The 18,868-nt window shown below is 69.0% G+C and carries 9 protein-coding genes; 2 read left to right on the top strand and 7 right to left on the bottom strand.

Going from position 1 to position 18,868, the window contains the following annotated elements; translation table 11 throughout:
* Positions 1–87: 87 nt before the first annotated feature.
* The 4 genes from MQV74_RS25735 to MQV74_RS25720 all read right to left on the bottom strand — a co-directional run bounded on the left by MQV74_RS25735 (position 88) and on the right by MQV74_RS25720 (position 5,491).
* A complete protein-coding gene (locus MQV74_RS25735; protein ID WP_242721665.1) occupies positions 88–1,143 on the bottom strand; it encodes a BMP family lipoprotein in 1,056 nt (351 codons plus the stop codon).
* 489 nt (positions 1,144–1,632) lie between these two features.
* Complete coding sequence (locus MQV74_RS25730; RefSeq protein ID WP_242721662.1) at positions 1,633–2,733, bottom strand: BMP family lipoprotein; 1,101 nt, start codon at positions 2,731–2,733, stop codon at positions 1,633–1,635.
* A gap of 614 nt (positions 2,734–3,347) precedes the next feature.
* Positions 3,348–4,598 carry an amidohydrolase gene (locus tag MQV74_RS25725; protein WP_242729136.1) on the bottom strand — a complete coding sequence of 417 codons (1,251 nt, stop codon included), beginning with the start codon at positions 4,596–4,598 and terminating at the stop codon, positions 3,348–3,350.
* 413 nt (positions 4,599–5,011) lie between these two features.
* Entirely contained in the window at positions 5,012–5,491 is a 480-nt protein-coding gene (locus MQV74_RS25720) for an ATP-binding protein (protein ID WP_242721659.1), read from the bottom strand.
* 234 nt (positions 5,492–5,725) lie between these two features.
* On the opposite strand from MQV74_RS25720, the gene MQV74_RS25715 reads away from it, so the two are divergent.
* Entirely contained in the window at positions 5,726–6,577 is an 852-nt protein-coding gene (locus tag MQV74_RS25715) for a helix-turn-helix domain-containing protein (RefSeq protein ID WP_242721656.1), read from the top strand.
* Positions 6,534–6,800 carry a DUF397 domain-containing protein gene (locus tag MQV74_RS25710; protein ID WP_308402316.1) on the top strand — a complete coding sequence of 89 codons (267 nt, stop codon included), beginning with the start codon at positions 6,534–6,536 and terminating at the stop codon, positions 6,798–6,800. Before MQV74_RS25715 ends, MQV74_RS25710 begins: the two co-directional genes overlap by 44 nt.
* Positions 6,801–6,832: 32 nt before the next feature.
* Here the strand turns inward: MQV74_RS25710 and MQV74_RS25705 are convergent, their stop codons facing one another.
* The 3 genes from MQV74_RS25705 to MQV74_RS25695 all read right to left on the bottom strand — a co-directional run bounded on the left by MQV74_RS25705 (position 6,833) and on the right by MQV74_RS25695 (position 18,857).
* The gene (locus MQV74_RS25705; RefSeq protein WP_242721650.1) at positions 6,833–7,555 is read right to left on the bottom strand and encodes a hypothetical protein; all 723 of its coding nucleotides are present in this window, start codon (positions 7,553–7,555) and stop codon (positions 6,833–6,835) included.
* 728 nt (positions 7,556–8,283) lie between these two features.
* Positions 8,284–15,126, bottom strand: a complete 6,843-nt coding sequence (locus tag MQV74_RS25700; RefSeq protein WP_242721647.1) for a polymorphic toxin-type HINT domain-containing protein — start codon at positions 15,124–15,126, stop codon at positions 8,284–8,286.
* Positions 15,127–15,221: 95 nt separating this feature from the next.
* A complete protein-coding gene (locus MQV74_RS25695) occupies positions 15,222–18,857 on the bottom strand; it encodes a LamG-like jellyroll fold domain-containing protein (protein WP_242721644.1) in 3,636 nt (1,211 codons plus the stop codon).
* Positions 18,858–18,868 lie beyond the last annotated feature (11 nt).

Here is an 18,868-nt window from a genome sequence, read left to right as displayed (position 1 = left end):
GGTTGAGGCTGGCCGCGCGAACGGGGCGCGAGCGGACCGTTCGGTCCTCGGTGCCCACACCCCGTTCCGCGGCCGTGATGCCGCTCGTTACAGCTTCGTCTTGACCTTGATCTTGCCGCTGCCGATGCCCTGCTCGGCCTTCTTCAGGGCGGCCTGCAGGTCCTTCATCTTCATGAACTCCGGGTTGGAGTCGGCGAGGCCGACGCCGCCGGACTTGAGGTCGGCGCGCACGACGCCGCCCTCGGCCTTGTCATCCTGAACCGACTTCACCAGGTTGTACACCGCGCCGGAGACGTCCTTGGTGGCCGACGTCAGGATGTACTTCTTGTACTTGTCGAGGGCCTTCTGCTTGTACTGGTCGGAGTCGACGCCGATCGCCCAGACCTTCTTGGCGGCGGCGGCCTCGATCACGCCCTGGCCGGAGAGTCCCGCGGCGTGGTAGACCACGTCGGCGCCGCCCTCGATCTGGCCGCTGGCCGCCTCCTTGCCCTTGTCCGGGCTGGAGAAGCCGCCGTCCTCGGGCTTGTCCGTGAGGAACTGGCGCTTGACCTTGACCGACTTGTCGGTGGCCTGGACGCCCTGGACGAAGCCCGCCTCGAACTTGCGGATCAGCGGGTTGTCCACGCCGCCGACGAAGCCGACGGTCTTGGACTTGGTGGCCTTGGCGGCGGCGACGCCGGCCAGGTACGAGGACTGCTCCTCGGTGAAGACCAGGTCCGCGACGTTCTTGGCGTTGATGGTGGCGTCGTCGACGATGCCGAAGGTGACGTCCGGGTGCTTGGCCGCGACCTCCTTGACGGCGGGCGCGTAGGCGAAGCCGACGCCGATGACCGGGTTGTAGCCCTGCTTGGCCAGCTCGGTGAGGCGCTGGATCTTGTCGGCGTCGGACTCGCCGTCGTTCGGCTCGACGGCCTTCTTGCCGATCTTGAAGTCCGCGGCGGCCTTGTCCATGCCCGCCGTGGCGGCGTCGTTGAAGGACTGGTCGCCCGCGCCGCCGACGTCGTACGCGATCGCGACGCCCTTCTTCTTGCCGCCGTCCTCGCTCTTGGCGGCGTCGCTTGAGGTGCCGCCACAGGCGGAGACGGTGACGGCGAAGGCAGCGGTCGCGGCGGACGCGAGCGCGAGTCGGGACACCCGGCGCATAGGGACGAACTCCTTTTGACAACGACCTGACGTGCACGCGGGTACGGCCGCCACGCGTGCGGAGGTGCGCTGCTGCGCGTGCACACGCTGCGGATACGTACGGAGGCGTACGCGAGGACGTACGTGAGGCGCGCCTCACCCGGCGCGATTTCGCCGCAGCGTAACGCGCGTAGACCTGACATAAGAACCCTTCTGTCCGGTCCGTTATCGAGCTGTGGCCGCCGGGCGTCGGCCAGGTGACACCTGGTCGACGCGGCCCCGGCGGGCCGGATCCGCCGGGGCGCAACGGGTTATACGTACGACTTGTTGACGCCCGCGGGGCGGGGCGGTGCGGGAGTTATACGTACGACGTGAACCTCCCCACGGAGGCCGGCCCCTGGCCTCGAACCGGCTCCGCGCGCGGGCCCCTCCACCTCGGGGCGATCGGCCTTCGGCCTCGTCCTCAAACGCCGGACGGGCTGGACGTCCTCGCGCTCGCCCCTCGTGGCCCTATGGCTTGATCTTGACCTTGACCTTGCCGCTGATGATGTCCTTCTTCGCCTGCTCGACCGCGGCCACGACGTCCTTCATCCGCCGGTACTCGGGGTTGGAGTCGGAGAAGCCCACGCGCCCCGACTTCAGGTCGTACCGCTGCGTGCCGGTCATCGGCTTGCCGCGGACGACCGACTTCGTCAGGTCGTACACCGCTCCGCCCACGTCCTTGAAGGCCGAACCGAGGATGTACCTCTTGTTCTTGGCGAGGGCCTTCTGCCGGTACTGGTCGGAGTCGACGCCGATCGCCCACTTCTTCTGCGACCCGGCCTCCTGGATCACGCCCTGCCCGGAGAGCCCGGCCGCGTGGTAGAGCACGTCCGCGCCCGCTTCGAGCTGACCGCTCGCGGCGTCCTGGCCCTTGTCGGGGCTGGCGAACCCGCCCTCCTCCGGTTTCTCGGTCAGATAGCGCCGCTCGATTTTGATCTTCGGATCGACCGACTTCACGCCCTGGACGAACCCGGCTTCGAATTTGTGAATGATCGGAATGTCGACGCCGCCGATGAATCCGACGTGTCCGGCATTGGTCGTCTTCGCGGCGGCGACTCCCGCGAGATAAGAGCCCTGCTCTTCGTGGAAGACGAGATCGGCGACGTTGTCGGCCTCCACGGTGTTGTCGTCGATGATCCCGAAAGTCGTGTCCGGGTACTTCTTCGCGACGTCCTGGATGGCGGGCGCGTAGATGAAGCCGACGCCGACCACCGGGTCGTACCCCTGGCGGGCGAGCTGTTCGATGCGCTGGGTCTTGTCGGCGCTGGACTCGCCGTCACCGGGCTCCATGTCGACACCGCCGATCTTGAAGTCCTTGCGGGCCCGCGCGTAGCCGCTGTGGGCCGCGTCGTTGAAGGACTGGTCGCCCTGCCCGCCGATGTCGTACGCGAGTCCGATGCCCTTCCCCTGGTACGCGCCGCTCTTCTTGCCGCCGCCGTCGTCGTCCTTGGCGGCGTCGCTGCTGGTCTCGCCACAGGCGGTGGCCACGAGGGCGAGGGCCGCGACCGCCACGGCCGCGCGGGAAATGCTTCCTTGACGAGTGGTGCGAATCTGACGACGTCGACGCATAGGACGTACCCCTTACGTTCCGAACGTTCCCCGACGCACCTGGAACGGCGCGGATTCCGGCGCACACTAACGCGCGTAGAAAGGGAGGGAAACGGTTTCGGCGGGGGCCGTTATCGATTCGTGGCGGGGTGGCCGCGGGGTCCCTGGCGGGATGGCCGGGGGGGTTCGGCACGGGATGTCCGCGGTGTCCCTGGCGGGGTGGCCACGGAGTTCGGCGCGGGGTGGCCGCGGGGTTCGGCGCGGGGTGGCCGCGGTGTCTCTGGCGGGATGGCCGCGGGGTCCCTGGCGGGGTGGCCACGGGGTTCGGCGCGGGGTGGCCGCGGGGTCCCTGGCGGGATGGCCGCGGGGTTCATGGCTGGGACGGCCGCGGGGTTCATCGCGGCATGGCCGCGGGGCTCGTGGCGGAATGACCGCAGAGTTCACGGCGGGATGAGCGCAGAGTTCACGGCCGGGTGAGCGCGGAGTTCACGGCGGGGTGACCGCGGAGTGGATCCCGGGGGCGGGCCGTGGCGCCTTGTGGGTGCCGACGGCGACGCTTCACGGGATCCCGGCCGGGTGGCTTCTGGCGGTGCGGCCGTGGTGCGTACGGGAACGTCCTGTGGACCGGCGGGGCCTCAGGCCGTGCGGTCGGCCGCGTCGAGGAGCGCGGCTGCGGTGAAGAGCTCGACGCCCACGGTGATGGCGTGCTCGTCGGCGTCGAAGTCGCCCTGGTGCAGGTCGCGTACGCCGCGTTCGCCGGGCGTACGGACGCCGAGTCGCGCCATGGCGCCCGGGACGTGCTCCAGGTACCAGGAGAAGTCCTCGCCGCCGAGGCTCTGCTCGGTGTCCTCGACCGCGTCGGCGCCGCGCCGCGCGGCCATCGCGTCCCTCAACAGGTCCGTGACGACGGCGTCGTTGACGACGGGCGGCACCCCGCGCACATAGTTGATCGCGGACTTGGCGCGGTGCAGGTCGGCGATCTCCTGGACGGCGGCGTGCACGATGTCGGGGGCCTGCCGCCACGCGTTCAGGTCGAGGCAGCGGATGGTCCCCGACAGTTCGGCGTGCTGCGGGATCACGTTGCACGCGTGGCCCGCGTCGATGCGGCCCCAGGTCACGGAGACGCCCGAGCGGGCGTCCATGCGCCGGCTCACCAGGGCCGGGACCTCGCTGACGACCTTGGCGGCGGCCGTGACCAGGTCGGTCGTCAGATGCGGCCGGGCGGTGTGGCCGCCGGGCCCGTCCAGGGCGACCTCGATGCGGTCGCAGGCGGAGGTGATCGGGCCCTGGCGCAGGCCGATGCGGCCCGCGTCGACGCGGGGGTCGCAGTGCACGGCGATGATGCGGCCGACCCCGTCGAGCGCGCCGCAGGCGACGGCGTCCGTGGCGCCGCCGGGGAGCACCTCCTCGGCGGGCTGGAAGATCAGCCGCACCGGGTGCGGCAACCGGCCTTCGCGGGCCAGCTCGGCGAGGACGAGCCCGGCGCCGAGGACGACGGTGGTGTGGACGTCGTGGCCACAGGCGTGGGCACGGTCCGGGACGGTGGAGCGGTACGTGGCGCTGGTCTTGGTGTCCGGAATGGGCAGGGCGTCGATGTCCGCACGCAGCGCGAGCACGGGGCGTCCAGCGGTGTCCGGGGTGCCCCCGACGTCGCAGACGAGCCCGGTCCCGACCGGGAGCACGCGGGGCGCGAGCCCGGCTTTCTCCAGGCGCGTCTTGATCGCCGCGGTCGTGCGGAACTCCTGGTTGCCGAGCTCCGGATGCATGTGCAAGTCACGCCGGAAGGCGATGAGTTCGGCGCGCAGCGCTGCTGGCAGCGCGCCGGGCAGATTTCCGGGCGGCGCGGATTCGGCTCCTTCGGGCGCGTCCGTGGACGCGCGGGACATCAATTGGTTCACCCTGTGAAGGGTAAGGCGCTGCACCCGTCAACTAAGCCTCGATCAACAAAAGTTCAGCCAGATTGAGGTAAGTTCACTGGCCCCCGAGCGCATGCGCGGCTGGTACGGCGGGTATGAAGGTAGGTTACGTTCCGCACACACAGAGGGATCACCGCAGGTCAGAGGCCTCCACCTTTGGGGTGGGTCGTCATCCCTAGGTCGGATACTACGGACTTCACCGCGTTTGGGCGATCCTGCGAGTGTCGAGGCGCGCTCGAACGTGTGGGCGGTCGGGCGTGGGCGTGTCCCGTGCCGGGACAGGCTCGACCGCCGCCTTGGAGTTTGCGGAATAGATCATTCCGAGAGGGCGGCGCAGCCCTGCTTGGCGCCCGCCCGGGCACGGGTGTGCGCGTCCGCCGCCGTCACGCCACGACCTCCAAGGCCAGCCCCGGGGCCACCACCTCGAACCAGAGCAGCTTGCCACCCCGGCCGAACAGGTCGTCACCGAGCGGGAAGCCGCCCCACGCGTCGGCGCACAGCCGGACGAGATGCAGACCACGGCCGTGGTCTGCGCCCGGCGGGGCGGGACGGAGGGGCGGGCGGTGCGCGGGGGTCGCGTCGAACGGGGGCGGGATGCGCGGGTCGGTGTCCCACACGCCCACCCGGACCCCATGGCGCGAGCCGTCCAGCCCGCGTACGCGGAGGGCGGCGGGCCCGGACGTGTGCCGGTAGGCATTGGTGACGAGCTCGGAGGTCAACAGCTCGGCGGCGTCGCTGAGTTCGACGGGTCCGTGCGCGGCGAGGGCTGCGCGGAGGGTCATGCGGGCGACGCGTGGGGCTCTGGGGTCGTGCGGGAGGTGGAGAACATATGACCAGGCCGGGGCGGGGGCTACGGTGGGCATGGATCACTCCTGGGGCGCTGGGAGTTGGGCTACGAAGGGGCCGGAACCGGCGATGGGCATGCCGAGACACGCCGTACGGCGCGGGCGTTTCCGACCTACGAGTGAGGCAAGTTGGCGACGCACGGGAAACCGTAGACTGCACACCCTGAACGTTTTGCAGATGGAGCCAAAACCTTCAGGGATTTCCCTCGTGTGAGTGACCGCCGCCTCAGGCTCATGGAAGGGAACGAGGACATGGCACCAAGGAACATCCCGACGGCGCGCCGCCTCCGCATCGGTATGGAGCTGCGCCGCATGCGCGAGCGAGCGGGCATGACCGCGGCTCAGGCCGCCCGCACGCTCGGCACCACCCAGGCCCAGATCAGCAACATCGAGGCCAACCGCTTCGGGGTGAGCACCGACCGCATCAACACCCTCGCCCATATGTACGGCTGCACCGACCGGCCCTTGGTCGACGCGCTCGCCGGTATGGCGTCAGACCGCACGCGCGGCTGGTGGGAGGAGTACCGCGACCTGCTCCCGCCCCGGATGCTGGACGTCGCGGAGATGGAGCACCACGCCACCGCCCTGCGGGTGGCGCAGGTCATCAACATCCCCGGCCTGCTCCAGACGCCCGAACACGCCCGCGCGCTCTTCCACGAGGCGGTGCCGGCGCTACGCCCCCACGAGATCGAGCACCGCGTCTCGCACCGCATCAAGCGCCAGGCGGTCCTCCACCGCGAGGCACCCGTTCCGTACACCGCGATCATCCACGAGGCCGCCCTGCGCATGCAGTTCGGCGGCCGCGAGGCGGCTCGTGCGCAGCTGGAACACCTCACCGAGCTGAGCGAGCAGCCGCACATCACCGTCCGGGTGATCCCCTTCGGCGGCACCTCGTTCCCCACGGCGGGGCACGGCCTCGACTACGCGTACGGTCCCGTCCCGACCCTCGACACCGCGCAGCTCGACACGGCCCACGGCAGTGAACTCATCGACGCACCCGGACAGCTGGAGATGTACCGACTGGTCCTGGACCGCATGGAAAAGGTCACCCTCAAGCAGGATGCTTCCCGTGACGTCATCCACCGCCTGGCACGGAATACCTGAGGATCACTACCCCATGGACGCACTCAACTGGCAGAAGTCCACCTACAGCGAGAACGCATCTTCCTGCGTCTACGTGGCCGCAGGCCCCCATGGCACCGTCCTCCTCCGGGAAAGCGACGACCCACAAACGATCCTCACCACCCACCCCGCCCAACTCGGCACTCTCATAACCGCCCTCAAGACCGGCGCCGTACCCACCCGAGGGCGCACTTCCCAGCCGTAGCCCTGCCCTGGCAGGTCTGCGGCCGTGTTGATTCAGCGCGCCGCCTTCGCCACCTTCGCCAACTGGGCCTTGAGCAGCTCGCGGTCAGGCTTCGTGACCTCCCAGGGCGCCTCCAGGTTGGTGGCGTTGAAGGTGACGACGGTCGAGCCGCTGCGCACCACGGTGAACATGGCGCCGGCGTCCTCCCCGTGTGCGCCGCCCCACACCACGTACGTGACCGATTCGTCTCCGAGGCCCTCGGCGGACTGCTCCTGGACTTCGTTGTACGCGCCATTCCCGCCTTCAAAGCCCTTACCGCACTTCGTCACCGCAGCCCGCAGTTTCGCCAGCACCTTCTTGGCGCCGGACACGTCGTGCGCCGCGAGGCCCACAACGAGCTTCGTGCCCTTCGGCTCGTTGTACGTGGAGCCTTTCTCGACGACGGAGAGGGGATGGAACGCCTTGGGCTCGGGGCTGGAGCCGTACGACAACATGTCGTCCAGCGGTCGGCACCGGGCCGGATCGGCGATGGATCCGCCCTTCCCGTACGCCGCCGCCAACGCGTTGTTCATCGGCCTGATCTTGCGCCCACCCACGTCCTCGGCAGCGAGCGCCATCTTCTTCAACGCCGCCCGACGATCCCCACCCGTCTGCGCCTGCCCGTCCGCCCTCTCGGCCTTCACGCCCTGCGAGGCATCGCGGCCCTTCCCCGCCCGCTCTTCCTCCCCATCGGAGCCCGCGCCACAGGCGACCACGCCCAGAAGAACCGGCGCCACCACAGCACCCGCACACCACGAACGCCGCCTGCGAAAAATACGCATAAGACTCTCTCTGTTCCGCAGATCATCAACGACTGGCAAAGGAAAAACATCCTGCTGGCAAGGTCGCGCCCACTACACGCGGACGTCACGTTCTGGAACCCCGGATGAGACCCACCCGACGGGGATTCTGGTTTGCGCCAGGAACGCGTGACCGAAGTCGCCTATGTTCGCCTGCGCGCATTGCGAGCAAGTTCGATGTCCTCATCGAGCAAGCTGCCCCTAAAGGGACTGCGGGCATCGTCAAGAACCACAACGAGCAGATATGTACCACTCCCCCGCGAGCGCCGAGAGCTACTCGCCTTCCGCCCTCAGCAAGATCTGAACCTTTGACGGAAATTGCGGATCATCCACCATTACCGAACAGGTCACAGAATCACGGAATCCCGTGAATTGCATTCGCGCGTATTCGTTTGGGTCGTGCAATACGAGCCACCCGGACGGACATGGAAGTGGCACCTCAACGAGGTTCGCCGGAAGCATCTCGGGCGGAGCCGCCTTCCATACCTCGCATTCGACAGGACCGTCGACACTGGCCTGAACGCCGAAGATGAGTGAACTGCCCTCCTGATACCAGCTGCTGGACGCCGGGTCCCAGTCGCTGACGTCATCGTCACTTCCCGCATCCCGCAAGATCAGGCACCCGTGCTCGATTTTTGCCAGGAATGCAACCACAGGGCTATTAGCTACCATTCCTTCTTGCTCTTTCCTTGTGAAAGTTGTGAGACGACCCCGCCCTGCCGCCTAGCACAGGGCAGACAGTGGGGATACGCCGTCTGAGGAGATCCGGGGGCCACAAGACTGGACGGCGGCTGGTGATCTGGAATCCAATCCCCGTCTTTGGTGCCAGGGGTCGTGGCATCGCAGGTGTGGCAGCCGTGTGCATTGCCGGATTCATTGATCAGATCTCGAACGCCATCTGCTTCAATATCACCGTTCTCCAAGCCGACTCCCTCTCGGGCATTCGGACCGGCACCCAGCGTCAGATCGCACTTCTGACCTGGCGTTGCATTGTGAACGAGGGCCGGTGTGGCCCCTGCCACCACATAGTACGTATGCAGATCCGCAACCGTAAGGTTGTGCACCGTCGCCGACTGGGTCCAGCGGCTGACCGCCGTGATCTGTACGTGCGTTCCCGCGCTCGTGCGGAGCCACTGGCCCGGGTGGAGGTCCGTCGCGTCGATCCACTCGCCGAGTTCCGGGACCCAGAAGGGGTGGCCGTCCGTGGCGGTGACGGAGGCGGTCCTGGGGCCCTTCTTGCCGTCCGTGTCGATCGTGACCTTGACCAGGCGCTTGGCGCCCTTGCCCTTGATCTCCGCGGTGACCGTCTCGACCTTCGTCTTGCCGGTCTTCGGGTCGGTGGCCAGGACCTTGTCGCCCACGTCGACGTCTCTGATGGCCTTCGTGCTGCCGTCGGCCATCAGGACTCTGGTCGTGGGTGTGAAGCTGTTCCCGGTCGCGCAGCTCGACTTGGCGGCCGCGTCCTCCAGTTTGTCGGCCCGCTTGTCGAGGGTGCGCCATTTGCCGACGCTGTCCTTGAGCTGGCTGAGCAGGCCCCAGATGCGCTTGCCGAGGGCGACTCCCTTGCGCCAGTTCAGCAAGTACTTCTTGGTCAACTGGCCGACCTTGGCGCCGATCGCGCTCGTGACGACGTTGAGGATCGTCGCCCCGCAGGAGCCGAGGCTCCCCGTGCTGAAGCAGTCGAGCGCGTCCGTGATGCCGAGCTCGTCCTGGATGATCTTGCCGAGTTCCTTGGCCGCCAGGACGGCACGGCTCTGCTGGATGTCGGCGCGGGAACGGGCGACGATCGCCTTCCGCTGCGCCGGGGTCTTGTCGAGCTGGTAGTACCGGTAATAGGTCTTGGTGGGCTTGACCTCCCAGCCGCCGTTGTCCTTCAGCCGGCAGGTGACGCCCATGTAGATGCAGTCGTCGGGCCTCTCGCCGGTCGGGTCGGACAGCGTCACCGGGCTGTTGTTGGCGTACGCGTAGCCGTTGATCTGCTGCGGATCGGTGAAGTCGATCAGCGGGTCGGCCGAGACGAAGCGGCCGTTCTCCGGCTCGTACTCCCGTGCGCCGATGTGCGTCAGGCCCGTCGTCGCGTCGACCGACTTGCCCAGGAAGCCCTTGTCGTCCACCCACGGCTCGACCGTGCCGGTGTCGCGTGCGTTGCCGAACGGGTCCATCCGGCGGCGGGTGGCCTCGCCCGACTTCGCGTCGACGGCAGCCAGTGAGGTGCCGTGGTGGTCGCCCGCCAAGAACTGCACGCCCTTCGGCGTGCGCATGGCCACCGTCCGGCCGCCGAAACCGTAGTAACGGGTCGCCTGCACCGCCCGGGTGCTCGTGTTCAGGCTGAGCTCCATGCCCGGCAGATACAGCGTCTGCTCACCGGGTTCCTTGCGCAGCAGCCGGTTGCCGGAGGCGTCGTACGAGAAGGCCGTGGCCTCCGTGTCCGGCTTCACCGACTTGGCCAACCGGCCTTCGGCGTTCCAGGTCAGGTCCTGCGTGGTGCCGTTCAGCACGCGCTGGCGGGTGTTGCCCGCCGCGTCGTAGGCGAAGGTGTCCTGCGCCTTGACGGCTGGACCGCTGCTGCTGGCGGGAGTGTCCTTCACGACCTTGGTGAGGGTGTGCGGGCCGCCGTTGCCGTCCGCGTCCTTGCCGTAGGTGTACGTCCGGGTGACGTCCGGCTTGCCGCTCACGCCGTGCAGGACCTGCTTGCTGCGGTTGCCCGAGGCGTCGTAGTCGAAGTCCTGCCAGTAGGCTCCCGGCCCGCCGAGCGTCGCCGCGCTCGGGTCGCTCGCGCACGCCTTGTCCTGCTTGCCGGTGCCCGCCGCGCCGTCGGAGGGGTGGGACGTCGCCCAGGCGGCCTTCAGGCGCCGCTGCCAGTCGTAGCGGAAGCACTGGACGTCGGCCTGGCCGCCCTGAGGGGTGTCGGCGATCGAGGTGACGTTGCCGGAGGCGTCGTACGTGTAGTCGGCGTCGTACGTCACCGCGTCGACACCCGAGACGTCCACCGTGGAGTTCTTCAGGCGGTCGGTGCCGCGCTCGTACTCGTAGGTCAGCCAGGTCTTCCTGCCGTCCGAGCCGCCGACCGTGCCGAGCTCCAGCTGCTGGAGCTGGGAGGTCGGGGCGTACGACGCCTGTCCGACGTACGCTCCCTGGCGCTTGCCGTCCAGGGTGGACAGCAGCTGCGTCGGACGCTGCAGGGCGTCGTACGTGTAGGTGAGCGTCTCGGAGCCGAGGCCACCCGCGGCGGGGATGCTCTGCGACTGGACGGTGCCGTCCGGGTTGTACTGGGTGCCGAACTCGTAGGTGCCCGCGAGCTCGGAGGCCGTGTCACCGCCCAGCGCCACCTTGGTCAGCGTCGGCTGGTACAGCTCGTCCAGCTGGACGTTGAGCGTGGAGGTCTGGACCTTGCCGTTCTCGTACTTGTACGTGCCGTACGTCTGGCCTTTGGCGACGTGGTCGTAGGTGGTCGCGGTCAGCTGGGTGCCCTTGTCCGGCTCGCCCTCCCACGTCGACGTGGGGCGGCCCAGCTCGTCGTACTTGGTGGACGTCGACTTGCCGCGCATGTCCGTGGTGGAGACCAGGCGGTCCAAGGAGTCGTACGTGTACGTCGACTTGCCCGTGTCCGGGTCGGTGGCCGACGTCTTGCGGCCGCGCTGGTCGTATCCGTACGACCAGGTGTTGCCCGCCGGGTCCTCGACGGACTTGAGCTGTCCGGCCGGCGTGTACGTGTACGAGGTGGCCTCGTAGTCCGCGGACGTGCCCGTCGGGGCGGGCTTGTCCCCCTTGTAGCGGCGGATCTCGGTCGTCCTGCCGCGGCCGTCCGTGAGCGTCGTCGTGGGTGCCGTACCGGGCGGGGGGTCGACGTGGACACGGTCACCGCCGTAGGCGTACGTGGTGCGCCACTTCTCCTCGTCGGCGACCTTGAAGATCTCGGCTGTCTTGCGCCCCGCGCCGTCGTACCGCGTGACGGTCTGACCGTCCACCTCGCCACCGGGCTTGAAGACCGTGGCGGCGGGCGCGCCGGTGGTGTAGTAGTCCGAGGCCGTCTCGACGACGTTGCCGAGGCCGTCGCGGTGCGTGTCGGCGACGATCCGGCCGCCGTTCGGGCCCTCGGACTGCTGCTGGCGGGGCCGCAGCAAACCGTCGTAGATCGTGTACTCGGTGCCGTAGGACGTGCCGTTGTTCTCGATCCGCTCCGTCTTGACCGCTGTCGACGCGGTCTTGCGGATCAGATAGCTGTACTTGATAGAGGGGGTGAAGTCCTTGTCCCGCGACCGGTCGGGCAGCCAGACCGAGGTGAGGCGGCCCAGTGCGTCATAGGCCAGGTCGCTGCGCTTGCCGTTCATGTCGACCTGCGCGGCGGTGGCGCCCCACGAGCGCACGTACTCCGTGGACACCTGCCAGCCGAGCGGATTCGTCTCCGTCTGCTTGGTCGTCAGGCCGTCGGTCTCGGTGTACGCGAACTTCGTCTCGGTGCCCTTCGCGTCCTTGACCTTCAGCGGCCGTCCGAACTTGTCGAAGTCATCGGCCGTGGTCTCGGACACCGTCTGGTAGGTGGGCGTGGTGCCGTCGTGCTTGGAAAGCCGCTGGACCTTGGTGGCATCGCCCTTGGTGGGCGCCTCGCCCAGGCCCTTGCCGTCGTAGAAGGTGCGCTCGTCGGAGATGACCTGGGTCTTGCGGTCCGGCTTGGCGTCGCAGGTGACGGCGACCTTCTCGGCGCGGGAGACCAGGTCGTAGATGTTCTTGGCCTTGTTGTCCGCGTACTCGGTCCGGGCGCACAGGTTGTCGCCGCTGTCGCCGATCTTTCCGAAGTCGTCGATCTCGACCGCGCGGCCGGTGGCCGCGTCGTAGCGCGTGGTGGCGGCCACCTCCTGCCACTTGTCGTCCGGCAGCGCGGTGTACGTGCGCGTGGTCTGCGGCCGTACGTAGTAGGCCTTGCGGGTGCCCCAGTCCTTCACCCGGGTCGCGGTGGCTCGGGTCCACGTCGTGCTGATGCTCTTCGAGACGATCTTGTCGGCCGCGAAGCCGCCGTCGTAGGTGATCGTCTCCAGTTCCTGACCGGAGAGCTCCTCGTCGTCGGCGTGCTTCGTGCCGGTCGAGTCCGTGACCTCTCCGCCGAGGCCCCGCAGGAAGACGTGCTCGGTGCGCTGGTTGGCGGAGCTCACGGTGCCGTCGGACTTGGTCACCCGGACCTTGCCGTAGCCGCGCCAGTCGCTGTGCGTGCGGTACTCGCTCTTGGTGATGCCGTCGGCCCGGGCCTTCTTCCAGCCCGCGTCGCCCTGGTAGTCGTACTCGCTGACGTTGTCCGGCGTGTCCGCCGTCACGTCGTCCTCGACCACCCGGGCGACGAGGTACTTGTGGAACCAGTCGGTGATCGGGTCCTCCGCGCCCGGCGGATTCCACTTCACCGGGTAGCAGGCCTTCTTGGGGCTGTCCGCGTCGGGCAGGGCGGACGCCTTGCAGTCGGCCTCGCGGTAGAGGACGTCGAGGCGGCCGCCGGAACCGTTGTCGACTCCCGAAATGCGGAAGCGGTTCATCGCCTGGATGTGGTCGCCCGGCTTGTCGACGCGGTTGGGCAGCTGCTGACCGAGGAGTTCGACGGCCGGTGTGTCGGCCGTCCCGGAGCCCGCGTGCCCGGTCTGCTTGATGGTGTTGAGCCACAGCGACTTCGAACTGTCGCCGTTGTCGGTGAAGAGGTGGCCGAGGCTCCACGAGTCGACGTCGGCGTAGCCGTCGCCGTAGCGGATCTGCGTCGTGACCTTGCTCAGCTTCTTGCGGGTCCAGAACGTCGGGCTGTTCTGGCCCTTACACTTGGTGTCGGCCTTGCAGTTGAGGTCCCAGGGCACGTCCGGCCAGCGGCCCGCCGTCGCGTCCGTGAGGTCGCCGGGCTGGCAGTCGGCCGCCGCGGCCAGGCAGCGCTCGTCGGTGTCGAACACCATGCGGGCGGCGGCCGGCGTGCTGTAGACCTTGCCGTCGCGCTGGCCGTAGTCGATGCGCTTGAGGTACCCCCCGCGCGTGTACGACTTGCCGTTCTCGTCGGTCTTCAGACCCTGCGTGTAGTAGTTGGTCTCCTTGCCGTAGAAGTACGACATGGCGTTGTCGTGCGGGTCGACGACGTAGTCGAGGTTCCACCGCCAGGCCTGCTTGCAGTGGGCGTTGGCGAGGGTCGCGTCGTAGCAGGGTTCGCCCGAGTCGTCGCCGTAGACGGGAACCGTCCAGGTGGAGCCGGTCTGCTCCTTGCCGGAGGTGTAGCCGGGCAGGTTGTCCAGGCCGAAGTAGTACTGGGTGCCGTCGGTGGTGGTGACGCGCCAGTGCTCGCCGTTGTCGTCGCCGTTGCTGGCTCCGGTCAGCTTCTCGACCTTGCTGTTGTCGTCACCGCTGATCCGCCACTCGCCGGTGTCGTCGTCCTTGATCAGCTCACCGGAGCTGCCCCCGGCCAGCTGGATGGTGGCGTTGTCGTACGCCCAGCACTGGTCGCCGTTGGTCTTGGCCTGGCCGTCGTCGGCGCACGGCTTGTACCGCCGCTCGATGAAGCCGGGCTCGTAGCCGAAGCCCTGCCCGATCCAGGAGCCCTGGTTGTTGGTGGCGGCCGTCTGACCGTCGACGGACTGGGAGCTGTAGCCGAGCGCGACGGACGGCACGAGCCCGCCCGGTGCTGGCGGCGTGCGCAGCGGGTACGTCCAGTTGAACGCGCCGGAGGAGTTGGAGACGCTCCACTCGGCGGAGGGCGCGAGCGGGGTGGCGCCGAAGCTGCCCTGGTCGCCCGAGGCCCCGGCGGTCGCCGCGAGCACGGTGGGGGCGGACCGCGTTCCCCGCGCCGTGACGGAAACGTCCGCGCTCAGGGTCCGGGCGGCGGTGTCGTTGGCCGTGGGCAGCTCGCGCGGGGTGGCGCAGCCGCGCTTGTGCGGCGTGCTCAGGGAGCACTGCGGCAGCTGCACCAGGCGGAGACGGGATCCGTATCCGGCGCCGTAGGCCTCGGCGAACCCCGAGTAGTCGAGGGTGACGCGGACGGCCCCGGGGGCGTCGGTCCGGCCCGCCCGCGTGGCCTTGCCCGCGTCGGCGACGGTGAGCAGGACGCCGTCGACGCCCGCTGCCTTCGTCGTCCTCCGGTCGGCCACGTCGACCTTGACGGCGTCCGGTGTGCCCGGACTGGATCTCGTCCGTTTCTTGGGCGGGCCGATCTCCAGGGGCAGGCCTTCGGCCTTGGCCGCACGGCTCGCGGAGCCCAGCGACACCGCGTCGCTCCCGGGCTTCGGCCAGTCCACCGCGGCCGCCCGGTTCACCCGGGCCCGCTCGGCCGGGTTGGCCCTGGGCCGTTCGCCCTTGAGGTCCTTGCCGGGCACCGGCTTGCTCAGGTCCTGGATTTCGGGCCGGGTCCGGCCCTTGTCGTCGGCCGCCGCGTCCGGGGCGTACTGCGGCAGCAGCCCCACGGCCAGGGAGACGCCGAGCGCGAGGACGATCTGGCGGCGCGCGCCCCGGCGCGCGGACCAGGAGGGCAGTCGGAACCATTTGGACGTAGACATGACAGATCTCCGGGAGGTGTGGGAAGAGGGCTATGCCCGCGGGGCGGCCTGCCGGGCGGGACGGCCATGGAGCCGTCCCGCCCGCGTGCCCTCGCCTACGTCACCGTTCCGTCCAGGTTCACACCGGACTCGAGCCTCGCCACCGTGGCGACCAGCGGCTCGTCGAAGGCCCCTTCGAAGAGCCGCACTTCGTCGATCGCGCCGGAGAAGTACGCGGAGCCCGACGCCAGCCCCGAGCGGCCCACCTGCACACCGGTCTTGGCGAAGTCCCAGTCGTTGGGCCACTTCACGACCTGGTCCGTCCACTGGCCGTTCACATACAGCCGGACCTCTTCGAAGAGCGCGTTGTAGGACAGGGCCAGGTGGTCACCGTCGCCCGACGTGCTGGGCTGGACCCCCTTCGCGATCGCTTCCTGCACGGGGGCGTCCGCTGCGTCCTTCTCGGTCAGCCGCAGCTGCCAGCGGCCGGACTCCTTGTCGAAGCGGACCGTGGCCGCCGACCCCTCGGTCCCCGGCAGCGCGAACACCGTCTGGCTGGCCGTGGCGTCGGGTGAGCTGAGCCTGGCCCGTGCGGTGATCGTGAAGCTGGCCTTGGACTTCAGCAGTCCTGCGGTACGGCTCGCGTAGCCGTCCTTGCCGTTCAGCGCCAGGTGGCCGTCGCCCCACACGGGCTGCTCGGCGGGCTTGCAGTTCGGGTCGAGCACGTCGCAGGAGTCGTCCGCCTGGTAGAGGGAGGCACCGCCGCGCATCGTCAGCCCCTTGCCGCCCGAACGGTCCGGCACCGTCGCGCCGGTGGCCTCGTCCATGTCCCAGTAAGCGACCTGCAAGGGCGGGATCCCGCCCAGGCTCCGGGTCTCGCCCGCGGCCAGGACGCGGTCGAAGACCTGCACGTCCGCCACCGTCCCCTTGAGGTGCGCGGTGTATCCATCGGGCTCCAGGGCCCGCCCGATCTGGAGCGAGCCGGTGGCGTTCCAGGTCGTCGGACGTTCCTGTATGTCACCGTTCACCAGCGTGCCGTTGACGTACATGCGCATCGTGCCGTCCGAGCCCGCTTTGACCTCGTCCTTGTCGTAGACGCCCACGAGGTGGGTCCATTCGCCGGGCACCGGCCTCGGGCCCTGGACCTCCCACGAGGTGACCGATCCGATCTCGCTGTCAGGTGCCCGGAAGGACCACCGCCGGGAGGTGGCGTCGTACCCGAGCGAGAAGCCGGACTGGGCGGAACCGTCCTGGCTGATCACGGTCATCGAGGACCTCGGCAGCTCGGGAAGCAGCACCCAGCCCGCGACGGAGAAGGTCTTGTCCGTGTCGACGACGTGCTGACCCGCGTTGAGGTAGGCGCCGCTGCTGCCGTCGAGGGTCGCCGCGGTGCGCACCGAGCCGTGCGGCCCCTTCGCCCCGAACGTCACGCCGGAGCCCGCTGTGGCCGCCGCGGTGTTGTCGTTGCCTGCGGCCTGCTTGGATCCGACAGGGTCAGCGAGGGCCCAGGAAGCCTTGGCCGAGCGCCCCTTGGCGACCCGGAAGCGGTAGGACCTGGTGATCTCCTTGCTGTTGCCCGCCCGGTCCTCGGCCTCCACGTACAGCGTCATGGGGGCTTCCCGCTGCGGCATCCAACGCAACGTGACCGGTCTGCCCGGCGCACTGGGGGTGACGGTCTTCTCCGCCTCGCCCGTGAACTGGTAGCGGTACTTCACTACGTCGGTGCCCTCCGAGTGCAGTTCGAAAGTGCCGTAGTCGCCCACGCCCGCGTGCCACTTGCCGTCGTCCGGGAACGACTCCGACTTCACTTCGGGCGCGTCGGGTTTGGTCTCGTCGAGGATGAACTCGCAGCGGGTGCCGGACCCTTCGTGGCTCCACGGGCCCCAGGACTCGTCGGAGCCACCGATGTCGTCGCCGCCGCGCACCCACCAGCCGATCACGGTGTTCTGCGGCAGTTTGAAGCCCCCTGTGCCATCGCCCGTGATGTCGCTGCCGACGGTGTAGGTGAAGTCCTGGAAGCCACTGTCACGGCCGGACATGCTGTCCGACTGCCGGTAGTGGGTCGTGACAACGCGCTTCTCTTCCTTCCCGTTCTTGTCCGTCCAGAAGATCTCGAACTGGGCCCTCAGCTTCTCCGTGTTCCCGTTCGCGTCGCCGTGGTCCGGATCCCACACCCTCGCCGCCAGCGCCGGCGCCTTCTTCGTGTAGTGCTTGGTGGCCTCTCCGTAGGTGCACGTGCCACCGGTGCTCATGGACAGCTCGTCCATCTTCGGCTGGTAGGGCGGCCTGTTGTACGTGACTTCGAGTGCGGCGTTGTTGCAGAACCGCTTCCACGACGCGTAGGAGTCCTCGCTGGCGGCCTGGAGACCGAACGTGGTGGTGTCCCAGCCGCTGGACGCCGCCTTCTGGACGGTGCCCTTCACGTTGAAGCGCACGTTCTGGTTGGTGGCCGAGCAGGAGCCGGTCGGGTTCGTCGGTGACTCGGAGGTGATGTGGTCCTTGCTGGAAGGCCTGTTGGACCAGTTCGTGCGGGAGTTGATGGCGCTGCCGCCGGAGCTGTTCACGCGGTGCAGCTGCACCGAGCGCGCCTCGCTGTTGTACGTGTGCACCAGAGTGATCGCGAACTCGGCCTTGAGGATCTTCTTGTCCTCGAAGCTTCCGGTCGGCAGGGCGTAGTACTGGCGCTGCACGTCGTCGTTGCCGGTACAGCGCACGGAGTAGCTCGCCGGGCAGCGGCCGACGCCCTTGCCGGACTCGACGCCGTCGTCGGAGTTGGGGAACTTCCAGCCCTCCAGGCCCGGCTTCGCGGACGACACCCAGGTCCAGCCCGTGCGGCCCTTCGTCCTCGCGACCGGGTCGATGATCACCGGATAGCGCGTGTTCGCGCCCCTGAGCAGGCTCAGGTCCGGCTTCAGGGTCATGGCGTGCTTCCGCAGTCCGAGTGCGACGTCCGCGACCCGGGCGCCGTCGCCCGGCGTGGCCTGCGGTGCCGTCGTGGCGTGCTGCCGCGGGCCGACGGTCCTGCCGTCCCCGCGCGAGTCCCACATCACCGGCTGCGCGGCTTCGAAGACCGTGGCCCCGGTCTGCTCGTCCTTCGCCACGAGCCCGCCCTCTGCGTCCTTGCGGACGGCCAGGCCTTCGGCCTCGATGGGCAGTTCGATGGCGGCGAGGTCGGGATGGGCCGCTGCCCGGGCGGACTTGACGACCAGCATGTGCGCGAAGCCCTCGGTCTCCGCGCGGACGACCAGGTCGACGTCCGGCAGCACGGAGCGGTACGTGGCCGTGGGGCCCTCGACCTCGGGAACGGGCAGCTTGCCGGGCCAGGACAAGGAGAGCTTCCTGCCGTCCCGTGCCATCGTGGCGAACGGGCCGCTTCCACCCTGCGAGATGCTCACGGCCGTGGGAGTGGCCCTGGGGACGAGCACACCGCCGGGCCGCTCGACCAGCGTCGTGTCGATGCCGGTCCACGTGCGGCCCTTGCGGGTACGGACCGGCTCCGCGAACTCCTTGGCGGTGAAGGTGCCGTCCGGGTTCGCGAACGTCTGGCTGCGCTCGGTGCGCCGTCCGAGGACTTCGACGCGCTTCCCGGACTCGCCCGCGCGCCGGGCGGCCGCGGCGTCCGTGAACTCCGTGCCCGGCGCCGTGCCCGGTGCCCTGCCCGGGGACGCAGACTGCCGTTCGGACGACTCCGCGGTCGCCACCGGCGAGCCGGTGATTCCGGCGGCCAGTACGGCGGTGATCACTCCGGCCACGGCGACCGCTC

Source organism: Streptomyces sp. AN091965 (genome assembly GCF_022698285.1).
In the GTDB taxonomy this organism is placed as follows: Bacteria; Actinomycetota; Actinomycetes; order Streptomycetales; family Streptomycetaceae; genus Streptomyces.
The sequence above is the reverse complement of the archived record's forward strand: the minus strand, read 5'-3'. Positions and strand labels throughout refer to the sequence as shown.